This window comes from Desulfovibrio piger (assembly GCF_012843875.1).
In the GTDB taxonomy this organism is placed as follows: domain Bacteria; phylum Desulfobacterota; class Desulfovibrionia; order Desulfovibrionales; family Desulfovibrionaceae; genus Desulfovibrio.
In genome coordinates this window covers 1-18026 of the sequence record NZ_JABAFY010000049.1, presented here as the reverse complement: position 1 = coordinate 18026, position 18026 = coordinate 1, and the positions used below count along the sequence as shown (strand labels likewise).

At 56.5% G+C, this 18026-nt stretch carries 15 protein-coding genes; 11 read left to right on the top strand and 4 right to left on the bottom strand.

Annotation, left to right across the window (positions count from 1 at the left end; all coding sequences use genetic code 11):
• Window positions 1-251, top strand: a 251-nt coding sequence (locus HF854_RS12540; protein WP_205906102.1) for a hypothetical protein, incomplete at its 5' end; no start/stop codon positions are given.
• A 69-nt stretch (window positions 252-320) separates the two neighbouring features.
• Here the strand turns inward: HF854_RS12540 and HF854_RS10375 are convergent.
• Window positions 321-1469: a sigma-70 family RNA polymerase sigma factor gene (locus tag HF854_RS10375; RefSeq protein WP_168936214.1), complete on the bottom strand. Its 1149-nt coding sequence runs from the start codon at window positions 1467-1469 to the stop codon at window positions 321-323.
• Window positions 1470-1787: 318 nt separating this feature from the next.
• On the opposite strand from HF854_RS10375, the gene HF854_RS10370 reads away from it, so the two are divergent.
• The 7 genes from HF854_RS10370 (at window position 1788) to HF854_RS10345 (ending at window position 11164) form a co-directional block, all read left to right on the top strand.
• On the top strand, window positions 1788-2735 hold the full coding sequence (locus tag HF854_RS10370; RefSeq protein ID WP_168936213.1) for a hypothetical protein: 948 nt from the start codon (window positions 1788-1790) through the stop codon (window positions 2733-2735).
• Window positions 2736-2762: 27 nt separating this feature from the next.
• Window positions 2763-3011: an HU family DNA-binding protein gene (locus HF854_RS10365; RefSeq protein ID WP_168936212.1), complete on the top strand. Its 249-nt coding sequence runs from the start codon at window positions 2763-2765 to the stop codon at window positions 3009-3011.
• A 113-nt stretch (window positions 3012-3124) separates the two neighbouring features.
• Complete coding sequence (locus HF854_RS12740; protein ID WP_346765655.1) at window positions 3125-4090, top strand: PD-(D/E)XK nuclease family protein; 966 nt, start codon at window positions 3125-3127, stop codon at window positions 4088-4090.
• Entirely contained in the window at window positions 4044-7649 is a 3606-nt protein-coding gene (locus tag HF854_RS10360; protein WP_346765656.1) for a CHC2 zinc finger domain-containing protein, read from the top strand. Before HF854_RS12740 ends, HF854_RS10360 begins: the two co-directional genes overlap by 47 nt.
• Window positions 7650-7730: 81 nt before the next feature.
• Window positions 7731-9779, top strand: a complete 2049-nt coding sequence (locus tag HF854_RS10355) for a DNA polymerase (protein WP_346765654.1) — start codon at window positions 7731-7733, stop codon at window positions 9777-9779.
• Window positions 9780-10033: 254 nt separating this feature from the next.
• On the top strand, window positions 10034-10864 hold the full coding sequence (locus HF854_RS10350) for a DNA polymerase (RefSeq protein WP_168936215.1): 831 nt from the start codon (window positions 10034-10036) through the stop codon (window positions 10862-10864).
• A gap of 96 nt (window positions 10865-10960) precedes the next feature.
• The gene (locus HF854_RS10345) at window positions 10961-11164 is read left to right on the top strand and encodes a hypothetical protein (RefSeq protein ID WP_168936209.1); all 204 of its coding nucleotides are present in this window, start codon (window positions 10961-10963) and stop codon (window positions 11162-11164) included.
• Window positions 11165-11675: 511 nt separating this feature from the next.
• On the opposite strand, the gene HF854_RS10340 is transcribed toward HF854_RS10345, so the two are convergent.
• Genes HF854_RS10340 through HF854_RS10330 form a run of 3 tightly spaced genes read right to left on the bottom strand, consistent with a single transcriptional unit; the run spans window position 11676 to window position 15022 of the window.
• A complete protein-coding gene (locus tag HF854_RS10340) occupies window positions 11676-13268 on the bottom strand; it encodes a phage terminase large subunit family protein (protein ID WP_168936208.1) in 1593 nt (530 codons plus the stop codon).
• Window positions 13249-13971: a hypothetical protein gene (locus HF854_RS10335; protein WP_168936207.1), complete on the bottom strand. Its 723-nt coding sequence runs from the start codon at window positions 13969-13971 to the stop codon at window positions 13249-13251. Before HF854_RS10335 ends, HF854_RS10340 begins: the two co-directional genes overlap by 20 nt.
• Entirely contained in the window at window positions 13961-15022 is a 1062-nt protein-coding gene (locus HF854_RS10330) for a hypothetical protein (RefSeq protein ID WP_168936206.1), read from the bottom strand. The genes HF854_RS10335 and HF854_RS10330 overlap by 11 nt, the downstream gene beginning before the upstream one ends.
• A 132-nt stretch (window positions 15023-15154) precedes the next feature.
• Between HF854_RS10330 and HF854_RS10325 the strand changes: the two genes are divergently transcribed.
• The 3 genes from HF854_RS10325 to HF854_RS10315 all read left to right on the top strand — a co-directional run bounded on the left by HF854_RS10325 (window position 15155) and on the right by HF854_RS10315 (window position 17924).
• Window positions 15155-15391, top strand: a complete 237-nt coding sequence (locus tag HF854_RS10325) for a hypothetical protein (protein WP_168936205.1) — start codon at window positions 15155-15157, stop codon at window positions 15389-15391.
• Window positions 15392-15757: 366 nt separating this feature from the next.
• A complete protein-coding gene (locus tag HF854_RS10320; protein ID WP_168936204.1) occupies window positions 15758-16918 on the top strand; it encodes a reverse transcriptase domain-containing protein in 1161 nt (386 codons plus the stop codon).
• A 415-nt stretch (window positions 16919-17333) separates the two neighbouring features.
• Entirely contained in the window at window positions 17334-17924 is a 591-nt protein-coding gene (locus tag HF854_RS10315) for a crossover junction endodeoxyribonuclease RuvC (RefSeq protein ID WP_168936203.1), read from the top strand.
• Window positions 17925-18026 lie beyond the last annotated feature (102 nt).

The window sequence follows — 18026 nt, the reverse complement described above, 5'->3', positions numbered from 1 at the left end:
CAGCGTCTTTAGGCGCAGCCGGTAACAGGCCCTTACAGGGCCAGAGCAAACCACCCGCTTTGCGGGTGGTTCTGATTGTTTTTGCCCTACCTATCTTCCTCGTCTGCCAAACAAATTCCGGAGTCCACGGCAACGCGGACAGTGGTCTATATAATGTCTCCTTTCCGAGCATATTGACGGACGAAGTCCTTGAACCATTCGGCTATGCCATTCTTCATGATGTGCCCCAGCCGGAATACGACATAGGATAGCACACTTTTGCGCGGGATGGTAGTTCCGGATACCTGTATCTTGCCGTTCTGCTATTTTCCTGTATTTGTCTAGTATTCCTCAAGTCCGCACAAGTTGAAGTATCCCCTGAGTTTCGAGATCGCCGAGGTGTGTATCTGCGATATACGGCTCGGGGCGCATCCCTTTCCTTCCGCTTTGCGCAATTTCGCGATGTCCTTGTAGACCGTCTCCTTGTTCCCGAACAGTCCGTTGTGCAGGACAAGTACACGTCGCTCGTCGTCGGTCAGGACGCCGGCTTCAGGGCTTATGGCATCTTCCAGGAATTCGACGAGCTGGATGTCATGCAGCAGCGCGTCGAAGTCAATGGTGTGAGAGTTGGCTTCGCGCTGTGTGTGGTAGGCGAGGCTGTCGTCGAACAGCGTCGCTGTGGCAGGCGTGTTCCCCAGCGCCGCATAACCGCTGTCCCGCATCTCCACATCTACGCTTTTGGGCTCGTCCCCGGCATCCGCAGTGCCGCTCTCGTCGTCAGCGACGGGATTTTCAATACCGGAAAGGCTGACAGTTTCATGAGCAGGAGTCCCGCCGCTGTTCTCAGTGACGGAACGTAGCATCTTGCGGCGTGCCGAAGGTATCGAGACAATGTTTGTTTCACGAAACGACTGTGCGATGGCGCCACGGAAATACCCCACGAGGTAGTTGGTGAATGAGAAGCCGATGCCCGGCTGGAATGCTTCTATGGCCTGCAGGATGCTTATCGCCATGTTTTGCGAGGCATCGTTGAACAGGTCAGCGGTCATGAAATAACTTTTCTTGATGGTGTACGGAATGAGGAAATACGTACGCAGGAAGATCTCGTCGCGCAGCCAGGCGCGTTTTTTCCTGTCAGTTTCCACGATATGATAGATATACAGCAGTCTGTCCACGGAAAGACCGTTGTATTCCGGATACCGGCAATGCCGTTCACGGATTTTTTTGTAGATGCTGACGGAGCTTACGGCATCTTTTGAGACTTCATAATCATTGAAATCGTCCGCATCATCACAGGTGTATCCTTCGTCAGTCCTCACATTCTCCGGACATTCGTCCAGTTCTTCGTATCCTTCTTCGTATCCTTCTTCGTATCCTTCACCATCCCCGCATGCGGAGGTATTCCCGTCATCCGGCATATAGCCATTTTCTTCAGAAAAAATGGCCGCTCTTTTCGTAATGCCAGATTCAGTGGCGTGTGTTTCCTGCATGTACCCTCCGTTTCAATCCACAGTCGCCCCGTCCGCTGACTGACTCCGCGGCCGACGAACAGGGGTCGTGCGGATCGGCCCTCCCTGAAGGGGGGAGGTCTCAAACCACAAAGGAATTTTTGATGAAAAGTATCACCGAATACCTGCAACATTAGCAAACTCAGGATTTCATTGCTACAGAAATAAACTTATATTCGAAAAAATATAAGTTTATTTAATGTTATAAGGTATAGATGTGCGGTGAATGCGCGCCATCCTGAATATTTTAGAGAGTCGCGCCATTATTTAACAACAAACTTACTGAATGGAGAAACCACCATGTATGTACCCGCAACCGTGTCCGGACAGGATCAGGGCAAAGAACTTCTCGTCAAAGCGCAGCAGGGCCGCTTTTTGAAGAATGTGGACTACAGCGGCCTTGATATCCGGCAGGATGATGATGGTGACATTGCCGTCATCGACGGTCAGGAGATTCCGCTGCTGGACGTCGCCTTCAACATCAAGATCGTCCAGCCCGGCCATGTAACGGAAAACAAGGTCCTGAAGGACCATGTGGCTAAGATCCTGGTCATCTATGACGAGAATGACCCCACCCAGGAATCCACGGATCATCTCAACCTCGCCCCTATCACCATCGTCGGGACGTCCATGCGCAATTTCGGCAACTTCGACTCGGCATCGTCCGACAAGAAGCTGCTCTGCTACTCCAATGACGGCATCGTCCCGGCGGATCGCGTTGAAGTGCCGCTCAACCCCTGCTGCGCCGAGATCGTCATGGGAAAAAACGGGCCCCAGCGCAAGGTCGTGTGCCCGGAGGCCGTGTGGAAGGACGGCAACAAACCCTGCTGCCGCGAGGAAGTGACCGTGGCCTTCTTCGACATGGACCGCAAGATCCCCATCCTCATGCGCCTGCACGGCACGGCCATCGGCGCATGGAACGCCCTGCAGCGCAGTTACCGTACCGCCAAGAACGTCGCCCGTCTGAAGCGCAAGTCCATCGGTGACTACTTTATCGAACTGACCGTCGACTACAGCGGTACCTATGTGACTCCGGTGTTCACCCTCAAGGAAGGGACCGCTGAGACCGGCAAGTCCTCTGATTACACGCGGATCTGCAAGTACTACATGGAGAAGCTCTTCATGCGTGCGCCTGAGGAGACCCCGGCGGCTTCCTCCTCCGGTGCCGTTGTGACGCAGGCCCAGGAAGCCGTCGTCGCTTCCGCTGAAGAGGAGGACGCCTCCGAGCGTTCTTTCATGACCATCTAAATCCATAACCCATTGAGAGAAAAGACAATGACCAAAAAAGAACTTGTCGACAGACTGGCCGAGAGCTTCGATTTGACGAAGAAGGCGGCCGAGGGAGTCATCATCGCCGTTATCGAGGGCATTCATGAAGGCACGGCCCGGGACGGCATCAGCCGCATGGGCAAGCACATCTTCAAGCGGGTCACACGAAAGGCCCGTGTCTGCCGCAATCCGCGCACAGGTGAGGACGTGAACGTGCCCGAGAAGTCCTACGTGGTCTACCGAAAAGCCATCTAGGCGCAGGCCAGGTACTCTATCGAGGCCGCGTCCCCAGGGTATGAGGACGCGGCCTTTTTGACGAAACAACGGAAATCCCGGCGGGCTGAAGGAAGCCACTGAAGGAAGCCACAGTGCGAGACAAACTCTTGGGCGGGCTGTTCAGGCAGCTCGAAAAATATAAGGGCGCGTTGCCCGCGTCGTGGTCGCGCATGGCCATGCTCGAACGTTGCCCGCGACAGTGGGACCTGCGTTACCGAAAGGGCCTCAAGGAACAGGACATGCCCGCGGCCGACATCACCGACCTGACGAACACTCGTGCGGGCAAAGCCATCCACTGGGTGCTCGAGAAAAGCGTCAGGAGCAGCGCCGATCTCGGACGGGACGGGCGATCCTGCTACGACGTTTTTTTCAACCATGTACATGAGGTGGAAGAGGACGCACGCGTGCTGGAGCGGCTGGACATGCTGCGCGAACCATCCCTTCAGGTGTTGCGGAGAGTCATGGCCTTCGCAGGAGCGTCCACGACGTTTCACACGGAAAAGAGGCTGCGCATCACCCGTTCGGGAAATGCCGTACCAAACTGCTCCTGGGCGGGCACGGGATGGAACGGCGTCGTCGATCTGGAGATAGAACGCCGGGATACACTGCTGATACTGGACTACAAATCCGAGGCGTACTCGGAAGAAAGGGAGAGGGCGACCAGGCTCCAGACCGGGATGTACGCGTACGCGGAGATGTTGCGGCGGCCGGAGCTCAGGGAGGTCGTGACAGGCTGCGCTTACCTGATGTCCAACGACATCAGGCTTGACGAGCCCTTCAGGAGAGAAGAGTTCCCTGTCCTGCGCCGGCAGGTCCACGGGCTGTTCTCAAGGTATCTGGACTTGCTGGAAAGCGGGACGGCGGAGCCGCGGCCGTCGCGATACTGCAAATATTGCGGGTTCGCGAAAGACTGTCCGGCGCTTGGAGAGACTGATGGCACGAAAAGCGACGAAGAAGACGAAGCAGGGAAAAGCACTCAAACCGGAGGACATAAAGCAGTTGTGGCGGAAGGTGACGCCCCAGGAATGGCTCACGCTTCTGCAGCGGATAAATCGTGACGGAAAATGGTCCATCAACGGACATACCATCAAGGGCTGCTGCCCGTACCATGACGACAAGACACCGAGCTTCTTCCTGAATTTTGACAAATGCATCGGGAAGTGCTTCGGATCCTGCGGCAAGGTCGTCACTGACCTCGTGCAGCTTGTGGCCAGGCTCCAGAAAAGCTCCTATGTGGCCGCCCTCACCTGGCTGAACACCGAGCTGAATATCCAGGAGATCATAGGGGACGGGGCCGACGACCTTGTCGAATACAATGCCCAGCAGGAAATGAAGAAGGATGCGGCTGAAGCCATGCGCAAGGTCATGCAGGAGTTCGTGCGTGACAAGCCGAGGCACCTTGACTACCTGCTCCCCGCCATGCGCTATCTCGTGCACGGCCGGAAGATCCCTCTGGACTGCCTGTACAGCCTGCCGCTGGGGATCTTCGCCAAGCCGGAGCATGTGAAGAAGTACATGAAGCAGGAAAACCATGCGCTGTACGACACCTACTTCGACAGGGTTTCCGGCCCGGCGTTCTATGGCGGCGTGTGTTTTCACTACAACAACGCTCCGGGGTGCATCTCAAGGTTCAAGATACGGAAGATGCGGCTGGATGCTGAAGAAGTCTGCTCGAAATACGCGAAAGGTTCCGACATGCCGTATGACGTTGTCAGGAACCTTGCGGACAAGGCATTCGTCATCGTCGACGACCCGTTCATAGCGGAGCTCGGCGTGTTCGGCCTGCACCACTACAACCGGATGATAGGCTCGGCTGACGCCAACGCCTACATCACCGAAGGAGAGTTCGACGCCATAGCGGTGATGGCTTCACAGCTCAAGGAAGGCCGTGACGACTTCATGATCTTCGCCATCGGCGGGAATGGCAACAGCGGACTGTCCTTCCTGCGTGAGCTCGGCATACGCACACTCTGGTTCGTTCAGGACGCGCCGCACAAAAATGGCGATGACGTCGCCAAGCGTCTTCTCCTCAACAAAAAGAACTTCATAGGCGACTCCATCAACCGGCCGCTCGCTTACAAGATCTTCTGCTGGACGGCGGAGATGCTTGGCGGCGACCTCGATGAAGCCATACAGCTCATGGGGTACGACCGTGTGTTCAATTACCTGTACAACGAGCGGTCGTCTTTCTTCATCAACTCCTACAACTGGGTCTTGCGCAAATGCGACGCCGAGATAGCCGCCATGCGGCTGGACGTCGAGAACCAGTGCAAGGCCCTGGAAGATACCCTGGAGGACAGGAACAGAAAAGAGAACCTTGAGAACTCGCTGACCGCCGGCGTGGCGGCAACCGTCAAGAACTGGTTCGGCTGTGTTCACGAGCAGGTGGACAGGCTCACCTTCATCCAGAAGTACACGATGTCGGAAGGCATCGACTTCGAGAAGCTGCAGGAGGTGAACACGTCCATCTACGCCCTGGATACGGTGGACGGGGCCGTGGCCCGGCTCAGGGATGCCCTGCGCGAGCATATCGAAGTCGTGTACTACGAATCCACGAAGGCCGGGAGCCAGTTCACCCTCTGGTCCCGCACGGAGTTCGAGACCGCGTCCATCCCCATGAACGATTCCGGCATGGAACTCGTTCTCTCCCAGTATCTGGGAAAGGACGTGCTTGTCTGGGCCAAGCAGCTTCTCAACGGCAGCCCGCTGCTTCTCAGCAAGAGCTCGGGAGACGAGATAACCGACCAGAAGCGCATCCAGCAGAACATCCTCTTCCTGCTTCGGCGGACCATGCTCAGCATGGTGTCGGAGAGCAGGCAGATCAGCAAGCTGCGGATCGTCGGGCAGGGTATCCACTACGCGGACCTTCCCGGGGCCAAGGCGGACAGGCATGTCTACTTCGTCAACGGGACGCGGGTGTTCCGCGGGGAGTTCAACCCCTCATCAGGGGCACCCATCGAATGGGAGTTCGTGAACAGCGCTGTGGACGGCAACCTGCTCTTCACGCTGCACCCCGGCAAGAAGTGGTCCGAGGTGGAGGACGTGGCCGAGCTCTACGCCGGTACGCAGGTGGACCTGCGCTCCCTCTTCGGACAGGTACGGGATATCCTGGATGGCTGGAAATTCGAGCATCATGACGTGATGCGCGATTACCTGGCGGCGTGGATACTCTCCCTGCCGATCCAGAGAGCCATGGGGATGGTGAACATCACCTTCCTGACCGGTGAGTCGACATCGGGCAAAACGAGCCTCGTACGCGGCCTTCTGGGCGGTTACGGCAGCTCAGGCTACGATGTCCCGTACATCGTGGAGTCCGCCAAGTACTCTTCCGACGCGACGGCGGCGTGGATCTACCAGGAAATGGACCAGACCGCCCTGCTCCTCAGTCTCGACGAGGCGGAGGCCAGGCAGGACAACGCGCACAGCTCGAGGGTGGCGGACATCCAGCAAATGATGTTCTCGATACCCACAGGCGGCGCACGCATGTCCAGAGGCGGCTCATCGGCTGACCAGCGGGCGGACTACTTCCTGCAGATGCCCGTCATCATGGCGGCCATCAACATGTCGTCAGACCCGGTGTTCCTGACCCGTGTGGTGGTCATCTACACGCAGAAGGACCTCCAGCGGCGGAACATCGGCGACTACATCGCCGACAGGTTCACGGACACCCAGATACAGCGCATCAGGACGGGGATAACCACAGGCATGCTCTCCCACCTTCCGGAACTCTGCCGGAGGATGCTCGACCTGCGTGGCAAGCTTTCCCGGGTCGAGACGTCCACGAAGGTGACGAGCCGGTATGTGAACTCGCTGCTGCCTGCGCTCGTGGTGTACGACTTCCTTGGGTTCGACGCCGTGAACATGTTCCGCTGCATGGTCGACAACAACCGGGCGCTTCTGGAAAGCCTGAACTACCAGGATTTCCAGTCCGAGATCCTCAACGCCGTACTCTATTCGGAGGGAGTGAAGACGATGCTGGACGACAATATCGCCGGCTTCTCTTCGCCCAAGGCTCTCATCATGAGCGGGGATTTCCACATCCTGAACAACTCCGGCTGTGGTGTGAAGATCCTTCCCGAAAAGAAATGGATAGTCATATTCTGGCGTGATGCCAAACAGACACTCCTTCGTACGACCGTCTACAGAAACATGTCGGAAGCCGCCTTGAGGGAATCAATCGCAAAAAATGTGTATGTCATCACGGATATCACACCTGATGACCATAAATATATCGTAGAAACATTAGGACGTGGAGACATAAAGCATTCCTCCAGGTATTCTGTCATCAACTCCGCATATCTTCTTACTGATGAGCAGCAAGAAAGAATGCTTTCCGGATTCTCTGGAGGAAATAATGGTGGAAATAATAGGGGAAATAATGGAGGAGCCGGAAACGATGCTAAAAAAGGAAATGGAAACGGTAGATGGAAAAGAAATGATAATGGAAGCATTGATTATGCCAGTCAGGAAATACCTGTTGATGCCTATGACTGTACACCAGAATGTGACGTAAGAAATTCCATGAATGGTTCCCTAAATGGTTCCGGTAATGATATCAGGAACACACGGATGCGGCCGGGAGCCGCGCCATCGGAGGACCTTCAGTTTTCCCTGTGACCATACGAAGCGCCCGGCGAAATCCGGGCGCTAAACTTTTGTCCACCGAAGGACAATTCTTGCGAAGACAGGAGGAAATTCATGTCTGTACCAGCACTTTGTCAGGAATGTCCCCTATGCGGCAGGCCGCGGATGGCGGCCGCGCATTTCCAGAAACCGGATGTCCTCTTCGTGGGGGGATATCCCCTGGAGACCGACGTGAAAAACGGGGCCTTCATGGGGAAAAACAGCAGTCTGCTGAGGAAGCTCATCCAGACGATGCAAAGCAAAAGGAGCCCGGGAGACCAGCTGCTCATCGATTACGCCTATGCGTGCCAGTGCAGCCCGGCCTATGACTACGAAAAGAAGAAATTCCAGATATCGGCCGAGGAAATAAAACGCTGCTCAAGGTACCTGCGTGAACGCATCGACCGCACGCTTCCCGCGGTCATCGTGGCCATGGGCGCTGATGCCCTCAGGGCCCTGGAATTCAAGGGAAACCAGCGGGACATGCGCGGCGGGATCTACCACTTCACACGCGGCGACGGCGCCAGGGTGCCGGTCGTCGCCACCTACCATGTGGTCGAAGTGGCCAAATCCCCAGGCCTGGTGCCGACCTTCCAGAAGGACCTTGAAAAAGCCTTTACTCTGGCCAGGGATGGCATGACCGATGCGGAAATGGACATCAGCACGCCCACGACGGTTGGAGCGATCCTTGAAGCTCTGGACGGTGTCCTGAAGGTCGCGGCTGCGCGGAAGAAGGAGACGGGGCGTCCCCTGGGCCTGTCGGTGGATACGGAAACGACGTCCCTCACGCCCCATGTGCGGGAGGACAGGGTCATCGCCGTGTCCATGTCCTGGGCCAGGAATACCGGCCTCGCGTATCCCTTCGAACACCGGGCCGTCCCGTTCACCGCGGACGAGTCCGCAGCGATCCGGAAGAAGACGGAGGAAGTGCTTTCCAGCCCCGACGTGGCGCTGATCTACGCCAATGCCAAGTTCGATATCCAGTGGCTCAAATACCACTATGGGCTGGATGTCGGCCCGCTCCGATACGACGTTATGCTCGCCGAGCATGTTCTCGATGAGGACAAGAAGGGGGAGTACAGCCTGAAGGACATCACCCGTGACCGCTTCCCGAGCATGGGCAAGTACGAGGAAGAGCTGAAGGCCCATCTTCAGGAAGTCTGGGGCGCCAAGGATGCCGGGGTGGACGAGCTGCTCGCGGAGCACAAACGGCGCTCCGACAAGGCGGTCGTCGACTGGTGGGTCGGCCTTGACCGGGAGCGGCGGCTTTCCCTGCTCAGCGACTGGGTGACGGAAGGGTATCTCGCTCTTGCCGACACCACAGGGCTGCATGAGGTGAAACGTCGCAAGTTCAGGGGGGAGATGGTCATCCCCAAAAAGTACCAGCAGGCCGTCGCGAAGCTGCTCGCGAACGTCCCGCAGGAGGAGTTGCCGGAAGAGGCCCGCATCCCGGCGCCGGAGATACCGGACGACTTGCGCGTGCACTCGTACGAGGATGCCGATATCGGTATCCTGCTGCGATATGCCGCCATCGACGCCCTGACGACGCGCATGATCTGCGAGGCACAGAATGGTGACTTCGTCCGGGACATCGTCCGCGTACGGAACATGGAGGCATCCCTGGGCCGCAAGGTACCGGCGCTGACATGCCGCCAGGCCATGGACAGGATCACCATCCCGCTGTGCGAGTGCATCGCCCACATGGAATACCACGGCGTACGGCTGGATCGTGAGAAGGCGAAGTCCTACCGGGACATCCTGGTGGAGAAGATAGCCGAAGCAAAGGACGTCATGTTCACGGAGGTCGGGCGGAAGTTCAACCCGAGTTCGAGTGCGCCTGATCTGGGGAAGATCCTCTTCAACGAAATGAAACTGCCCGTACTGAAAAGTACGGACTCCGGGGCGCCCAGCACGGACGCCGAGACCATCAAAGAACTGTCGGACCGGTTCGACCTGCCGTTTCTGGGCAGCCTGCTGGTTTACCGCAAGCTGGACAAATGCCTGCATACGTACATCAACAACTGGCTCGACATGAGCCGGTATGATGGACGCATCCATGCGAAGTTCAACCAGATAGGCACGGCGACGTATCGTCTGAGCAGTTCCAACCCTCTGCCCTGCTAGGGGTTGTAAAACGACGTGAATTCGGTGAAGGACCAGACCGGTTAACACCGAGCCAAGTTTGCTGGCAGTAACAAGCTGACGGCGAAAAGGTGTAACGACTATCTCGAAAGAGAGTACACTCAAGTGGGTGGAAGCGCGTCGCAAGGGTGCGGATAGAGAAACCCTTGATGATATAGTCTGCTCCGGGCAGGAATGTCCGGCAGCCTTGAAAAAGGCGGGTACGGAGTAACGACCCGTATCGAACACAAAGGAACCTGCAAAACGTCCCGTTCGCACTCAAGGAAGCGAACCTGAATCTCAAGGCATTGTTCATACCTGACAGTGATGATTATGAACTCTATGACCTTGATATCAGCAACGCTGAGATGCGTGTGCTGACGGGGTACAGTAAGGACGAAGCTCTCACGGGAGCTTTCAATCACGGGAAAGACCTACACTGTCTTACTGCTGCGGGTATTTCCGAATATACATATGATGATATCAAGGAGCACAAGGAAGACAAAACGACTGACCAGTATCGCAAGCGTCAGCTTGCGAAGAAAGTGAATTTCGGCACAATCTATTGTATGAGTCCTGACAGGCTCAAACAGCAATTATGGAGTGAGCTCCGTATTGATGAATCAATTGAGCAATGCCAGGAGTATCTGGACAAGTTCTTCGAGACGTATCCAGGCGTGCGTCAGTATATCGAAGAGACAAAAAGGATGATCCGCAGGTACGGATTCACCTGGACGTACACAGGCAGGCTCAGACGTTTCGCCATCGCGGCGTTCAGCCGGTCGCAGATGTCACGGTTCGAACGGCAGGGCGTCAATGCCCGTATCCAGACGACGTCTTCAGACCTCGTCATGTCGAACTTGATCGATTTGCAAAAATGGCTCCTTCCGCTTGGCGGACGTGTCCTGCTTACTGTCCACGACTCGCTTCCTTTCCAGCTTCCCAAGGGGAACGACGGGGTCAAGAAGGAGCTGGACAGGATCATCATGGAGAATACGGCACAGCGTGCTCCCTGGTTACCCGTGCAGTGGAAGTACGATGTCGGCAAGGGCCCCAATTACGGGGATACGCATGGCAACGTCGAATAGTCAAAAAATCGTCGTATCCATGTTATAAGAAGACGGAATGACAGGAAGCCTGCCGGTCATTCCACGTTCGTGGCATGGTGGACAAATGAGGTGAATGTGCGAGCACAAACATCAGAAGACACCTTTTCCCGTCTGGCTGAAAAGTTCGAGGGCAAAGAGGTGCGTGTCTACCTGGCGAATGGTGCGATCCTTTCCGGTCGCATCACTTTCAAGGACGGGTGGGTGGAAGTCACCGAGGTACGCGGCGGCAAAAGCTCGTTGTGCAACCTCAACCATGTGATCTCCATCTCCCGTATGTAATCCAATGTTTCGCAAGCCGTTCGGCCTGGACAGGAAACCTGTCCACACAAGGTCCCTGATCGCGGAGCGATCGGGAACTTCAGATCCTCCGACCTGGATGGAGCACAGGAAACATGGAATACATCAACGGCATTTCGCAAGTACGGATCCCTCGGGAACGTGCGGGCCGGGAAACCCGGTCAATGTTCAGTCCAGGCCGATTAAGCCGCTCCGAGTCCCTGCGGGACATCTGCGCGAGCTTATACGGCCGTGGTGCATGCGCACACAGGAAATGTCCGTGAACAGGCTTTCGGATCGTTGCTTTGGTACTGCCATACCATGGTCGCGGAAACCGCGACACCTGCCGGCCTTCGGATCACGACGGCGACCAGGCTCCGGCTTCACAGCCTTCGCCCTGGCGCCTCTGTGATCCCAAGAGGATACAGAACGGTCCGAAAATCAGAGGGGCCGGTACGACAATACTGTTGTACCGGCCCCAAATACGTCGAGGTCTTTTGTTTTTAGCCGGTCGTCAGACGGTGGCCGTGAATCCCATGCGACCGCTCAACACCCTGCATCCGAACCAGCCGAAGACCATGCTGTGGAGCGAGTCGTCAGGATTCGCCGGACCATGCCGCCAGACACGCTTGCTCACGCCGCGATCTTCCCCGATGACCTCCTGCCGTATATTCAGGATGTCCCTGGCGAACGGCTCGAACTCCTCCCAGCGGAACGTACGGACATAGCCCGCTTTCATGTCCATGAAGAAGGCGTCAATGATCGCCGTCCTGTTGACGGTATAGCGCATGGACCTCTCATCCCATTTGTAGGGGGCCGAGGCATCGGAATACATGATCGGGATAAGGCGCATGTGGGCCGGTATCTTGCCGGACAGGGCCGACATGGCGAAGTTGCCGCCGCCGTGGTCGCCACAGACCATGTGGACGCCGAACCGTACAAGCCACATGGCGATGTCGTCCACATGGTTGGCCGGCTCCCCCTCGCCGTAGATCTTTCCGAAGATCTTTTTGTAAAGGGGCTGCTCAGGGTAGCAGGCATAGATGCTGAGGACGGTGCGGCTCACGCCCAGGACGCCACCCCCACCCCAGTCGATGCCGGCGACGATGAACCTGGCGCCGCTCCCGTTCTCGGGGCACAACCTGTCCATAAGGGGCAGGGAGGGGATGCACATGGCCCGTACCATCTCCGGCGTGATGGGCGATGTGCCCTCGCCGTTGGGCAGGCCCATGACTTCGTTGTCGAACTTGACCTCCGAGTAGACCTCGCGCTTTTCCAGAAGGCGCTTCCACTTCTCTTCGGAGTTGCAGTGCATGGGCATGATGATCTGCGGTATCCAGTAGCCGTCGGCGAAAGGTTTCCTGTCCTCCGTGCCTGGATTGAACGGTATCCATACGCCTGAGAACGTGTCGAGCGCGTGGCCGCATTTCTTGCAGATGAGCCCCCTCAGGCCGATGTTCTCGTGCGAGGGCCTGTTCCATGTATTGCAGCCCTCGCACTTGATGCACCAGGTATTCTGCGTTGATTCCCCCCAGAGGAACTCCAGAGGCGTGTTCAGGCTCTTGCTCGTCCCGGCATAGGTGAAGCGCGGACTTGGGGCCGCCGACAGGCATTCCTCGGCGTCGATCATGGCGTCCCAGAGCATGTCCTGGACTTCGTCGAGGTACATGTCCTGCCCGGAACGTCCGCGGACACGGTCGGCCGATTCCGAGAAGTAGCTCATGATGATCTCGGCGTAGTTGGACAGGAACTTGTTGTAGACGTTGTCGATGATCCCCTTCCCCTTCAGCAGGTTGTGGTACACATAGGGGCTTTGCTGCAGCATGGGGTTCAGCTTCGATGTCGAGAACGAGGCCGTCTGTGCCGCGGACGAATTGCAGTAGATGACCTGCTTGTAGGGGGACGTCGTGACGCGCGTGATGATGTCGGAAGCGATCACTGTCGTTTTCGACACCTGGCGCCCGGAGCGCATGACGCGCCTGGGGTGTGGTGAATCGAATACCCGCACGAACATGGGATAGTTGCGCAGGGAATACGGCTCCCCCTGAAGGCGCAGCAGTTTCTGCGCCATCTCGGCGACCGTGTAATCAGTCTGTACCTGTCGCATTATCCGTCCGAGCGTAAGGCAGTGTAGGATCGTAGAGCAGGGCGCCGATCATGCGGCGTACGAGCAGCGTGGCTTCCGTGTCGGTCTCCAGCATCCTGATACTGTCGTCGGCAAGGAAACTCTCGGCGTCGGCCTTGTTCGTATTCTTCGCGAAATCGCTGATGACGTCGAGGATGTGTCCGTGCTCCTTCCGTAATCTGGAATCTTTCCGCAACCCTGTGAGCTCGTCGAGCATGTCCTGGGCGAAGGCCAGGTTTTTGGGCAGGATGGTCCAGTCGCGGAAGCGGGCGACGCTCGCCACATAGCCGGGCACCTCGCCCGTGAAACCGCAAGCCATGTCACCGTGGACGGCGTGGAAGATCTTCATGATCTGGTCGACGGCGTAACACATCTCTTCCACTTCCGGCGGCTGGATGACGTCCATCACGCAGATGTTGTTGGCGAAGGCGTTGACGGTCTTCTCGAAGGCGGCGGCTGACTCGAACACGGCCCCGCTGTTGGCGGCCACGGCCTGCACGGCAAGAAGCTTGTCGACGGCGGCGTCGGAAACATCGGAGCGCAGCTCAAGCAGCAGGGTCTCCGGCTCCCACGAGAGCCAGGCGTCACTCTCGAAGACGTGGTCGCATGCCAGGTAGATGTCGAAGGGATGCGCGGCCAGCAGGGGGTCGCGTTCCCGCATGAGGGCCGTGGTCTCACTGGGCATCGCCGTTCCTCTCCCGTTCCGTCTCTTCGGTCTCCGTCGGGCGCGCGCCGCCGAAGAGCTCGAGGAGTTCCGCAAGGCGCTCCGTATCTATCCGCCCATCCCCATCTTCAACCTCTTCCAGCACTCCGGGGCCGAAGCGGCCGATGATGTCGGATTTGTCCATGGCCCTGGCCACATCCTCGGCTTTGCGTCCGTCATCGGCGGCCATCTTCGCTTCAGACGCGAGTTCCCCGGCCGTCTTCAGGCGCATGACGCTGTGCCAGGCATCGGGGATGCTCCGGCTGAACCTTCCCCGCTCAAGACCGCATGCTTCGTCGGCCAGGCAGACAGCCCCGGCCAGTTTCATGAGGTCGTCCCTGGAAAACGCCGTCACATCACAGGAACGCAGTTCTGAGGCAAGGACGGCATAGCCGGAGCTGTCCTCACCCATCCTGTCCATGGCCACCTTTCGCAGCAGGATCTGTTCGGCCATGTCCTCACGCGGGACGACATGTACTCCGGTGTACAGCCTGACCTCGTCAGGAACGTCAGCTCCCATTTCGGACGCCACCTTCAGGAAATTTTTGGCGAACGCCACCCTGTCACGCCCGGAGAGCTGCCGGTATCCGGTGGAAAAATCCTTGCCGGCCTGAACCAGCTCGCTTTCACAGGCAACTTTGCACTGGGGCAGGAGTTCATGGATCACGGGGACGGCGGCGGCCTTCTTCTCCAGGGGGCGCATGGCGGCGTTGACGCTCACGTCGTGCAGGATCTCGAAGGTCCTGAGACGTTCATCGATCTTCCCGGCCAGGTCGGCTGCGATCTTCTCGCGTTGCCCCTCGAAATAGATGCGGCTCAGTATGGTGTCTTCAGGCGTGTCTGTCGGGAAGCTCGCCGTTTTGTCCAGCGGCTCCGGACGCTCCATGCTGAAAAGGGTGTTCATGGCGGCTTCGGCCAGATCCTGGTCGTCCAGACGTTTGGCGATCTTGACAAACGCCGCGCCTGACCGGTCCGTGCGCTGGTCAACGATGGGATGCTGTTTTGCTGCGGAATGCTGTTTTGCTGTGGACATGGCAACTCCCGGATTTTTGGAGATATTTGGGGAAAGATTGTCCGTCGGGAATCCGTCTTTTCAACGATTGCTTGTTATAAGCAAGTGATGGCAATGGGCTTGTACAACAAAATACTAAACGGAGGTGATCCCATGCTCCAGTCAATCGACATATGTCTTGATGAACAACAGCCTGAGACGAGGCTTGTAAGGTTCGAATCGTGCAGAAATATATTTTTGGGAACAACATCAAATGATGAAAGGAATGTGCTCTACACAAAAGTGACATTTAATGCAGACGATTTTGAAGGAAGGATAAATAGAAAGAAAATAACACTTACATTCATAGATGTTGATATGTATGAAAAAAAACAAGGACAGCGTTCTTGATTTTAGTCCTGTTTTTACCGTGGCGAAAGGTGTGACATGGAGATTTGTAAGGTCATTGAAAGATGAAGTCAGAGACAGATTCATAATTTTTTCTATGGACAAGTATCTTGTAATTCCGCTTAATTTCGACGGATACAGATTTAAACCATACGGAATTGAATTTGATGGTGTGACATACTCAAGGAGTAGAAAACCAAAAATATCAATACATGATCTTGAGATTATTGATCTCATCTATTTCGGCAAGATAATTCCTAAGATGGAGAATCAGAGAAGATTACATTCGGTACTCGGTAATCTGGATATCAAGATGCCGGATATCGAACGGGCTATCAGTGCGAACACTTCGGAAAAACATTCCATCCTATGAGGGAAAACGTCGTGGAAATAACGAGAACCCATATCACCGGTGGGGCGGCCAATCCCGTCAGCCACATTGAAAACTGGTACGATCTTGCCGCTGTGCTTGGTCTGAAAACGGGGACCTTGTCGTATGCCTTGCGGGAGAGGGACAAACTTCAGACGAAGATAAGGCTCGGTGACCGTACCGTGTACAAATCAGGAAGGGCATTGAAAGTCATCCAGAGCAGGCTGACCACGCTTGTGGAGCCGCTCTTCGATGCGCTTCCAGGCAACGAATGCGCCCTCGCATACCGCACCGGAGTCTCGGCGACGGACCGGATACGGGAGATCCCCCATGCGAGGATGCTCGTGACCTTTGACATCAGGAAGTATTACGACAACGTGACGCTCCGGCACATCGAGGAGTGCCTGCGTGGATGCGGGTTCCGCACGCTCGGAGCCAGGCTGGTCGGCAGATACTGTGTTGTCAGGAGGGAAGGGCGCTGTACGCTTCAGCAGGGAAGCCCCGTGAGCCCGGCGATCTCGAACATCGTCGGGCATTTTTATTTCGATACACCGATCAGGGCATGGCTTGGATCGGAGTTCCCGGATGTGCGTGCGACCTATGTCCGCTACTGTGACAATATCGCGCTTTTCCTGCATGACGGGGTTCCGGAAGGATTCACGGACAAATTCAAGTCATTCGTCAGGGAGACGTTCAGGAGCGGCGGGTTCCGTACGCACAAATGGAACTGCATCACGGACTCCAATCCGGTGAAGAACCAGAAGTTCCTCGGCGTCGTCCTCAATGCCGAAGCCCGCGTGGAATTGGTCGTCGTCGACAGGCTGCGGGCCATCCTGTTCAACTGGTGCCTGTTCGGGGGGCAGTGCACGGCCGACCGGTTCATGTCCGAGGAGGGTATCCAGCTCAGGGACTTCATGTTCGACGGCATGAAAGTAGGAAAGCTCCGGCAGATCATGCGCGGGCATATCAACTATGTGAAGCGCATCAACAGCAAACATGGCTTATGGCTCGACAAGCTCCTGGGCGCTGCGTTGTATCTTGACGAAAAAGGCATGCCTGCCTGCGCCAATGAGGAAATGTTCCGGCGCGTGAAAAAGTACAAGGACTGCAACGAGTCCTACGATGACTTCATGGCCGGCATCACCTCGATCACAGGTTAATATACTTATATTGTTGCAAAGCTCCTAAACAAGTAACGGATGGCGGACAATCTCTGTCTGACTTCGCCATACTTGTTTAGGAGCTTTGCATTGGTAGAGAAAACAGTTGCCGCACAATATGCAAATTCGTGCATAGAACAGTGCGAGACAGTGTGTAGGGATACATGCGAGCCTGGAGACACTTTAGCTGATGGAGAGGTGGAAAACCGTGAAAGGCTCGCAGGTGTCTTCCAGCGCATACACAGACGGCACACGGCGCGGAAGGTGCATGACCGCACGCCGTACACCGCATGCCGCAAGTGTGGTGCCATGGCCTGGGAACAGGCCTACGATGACTGGTACTGCTTCCGGTGCGGGAATCGCGGCTACTGGCACGGCGCCGGTGCGAAACGTGAGTTCGTACAGGGGGGCGCGCATGGAGCCTGATGCCAATCGGATATTTGTCGGCATCGACCCCTCGTCACGCAATACCGGCGTCGTCTGTCTGGACGGGGATGGGCGGCTGGTGGCCGCGGTCAACGGACGTGATTTTTTTAGCCCCGGGAAAGAGGCCTACGACATCTGGCGCCACGTTGCCCAGGCGTCCGGCATCCGCGATTTCCTGTCGGCGTTCTCCATAGCCGCCATAGCCTACGAGGACTACTCCTTCGGGAGCGTCCACCGTGCCTACACGCTTGCCGAGTTCAACGGCATCCTCAAGGCCGGCCTGCTCGATGTCTTTGGCGGTATCCCAATTTTTGTGGCCCCCACCGTGAACAAAAAATTCGGCACGGGAGACGGCAGGGCAGGGAAGGAAAGCGTCATGGAACGCGCTGGAAAAGAGTGCCCGGACTTGCTGAAGCTGCCTGAAAAACAGCTGACGTCAGACGTTTGTGACGCGTGGTCATTGGCGAAACTTGCCTGGTATGTCGCCAGGCCGGAAAAGGCCGCGAAAGCGGATTTCGGCAGTGATCTGCTCAGGACACGGCTGGAGATCGCGGCATCTATAAGAAATAATCGTAACTAGATGTTCTTATTTTAATAATTGTTTTCTAGATAGTGTCGTCAAATTCAAAAGTATGTTATAATCTCTTCACTTACAATGAGGAGAGACCATATGGCGGCACAT

Bases quoted from the DNA above. Each gene is read 5' to 3' on its own strand.
- HF854_RS10375 (WP_168936214.1), bottom strand. From the start codon at position 1,469: ATGCAGGAAACACACGCCACTGAATCTGGCATTACGAAAAGAGCGGCC.
- HF854_RS10370 (WP_168936213.1), top strand. From the start codon at position 1,788: ATGTATGTACCCGCAACCGTGTCCGGACAGGATCAGGGCAAAGAACTT.
- HF854_RS10365 (WP_168936212.1), top strand. From the start codon at position 2,763: ATGACCAAAAAAGAACTTGTCGACAGACTGGCCGAGAGCTTCGATTTG.
- HF854_RS10355 (WP_346765654.1), top strand. From the start codon at position 7,731: ATGTCTGTACCAGCACTTTGTCAGGAATGTCCCCTATGCGGCAGGCCG.
- HF854_RS10340 (WP_168936208.1), bottom strand. From the start codon at position 13,268: ATGCGACAGGTACAGACTGATTACACGGTCGCCGAGATGGCGCAGAAA.
- HF854_RS10335 (WP_168936207.1), bottom strand. From the start codon at position 13,971: ATGCCCAGTGAGACCACGGCCCTCATGCGGGAACGCGACCCCCTGCTG.
- HF854_RS10330 (WP_168936206.1), bottom strand. From the start codon at position 15,022: ATGTCCACAGCAAAACAGCATTCCGCAGCAAAACAGCATCCCATCGTT.
- HF854_RS10325 (WP_168936205.1), top strand. From the start codon at position 15,155: ATGCTCCAGTCAATCGACATATGTCTTGATGAACAACAGCCTGAGACG.
- HF854_RS10320 (WP_168936204.1), top strand. From the start codon at position 15,758: ATGAGGGAAAACGTCGTGGAAATAACGAGAACCCATATCACCGGTGGG.
- HF854_RS10315 (WP_168936203.1), top strand. From the start codon at position 17,334: ATGGAGCCTGATGCCAATCGGATATTTGTCGGCATCGACCCCTCGTCA.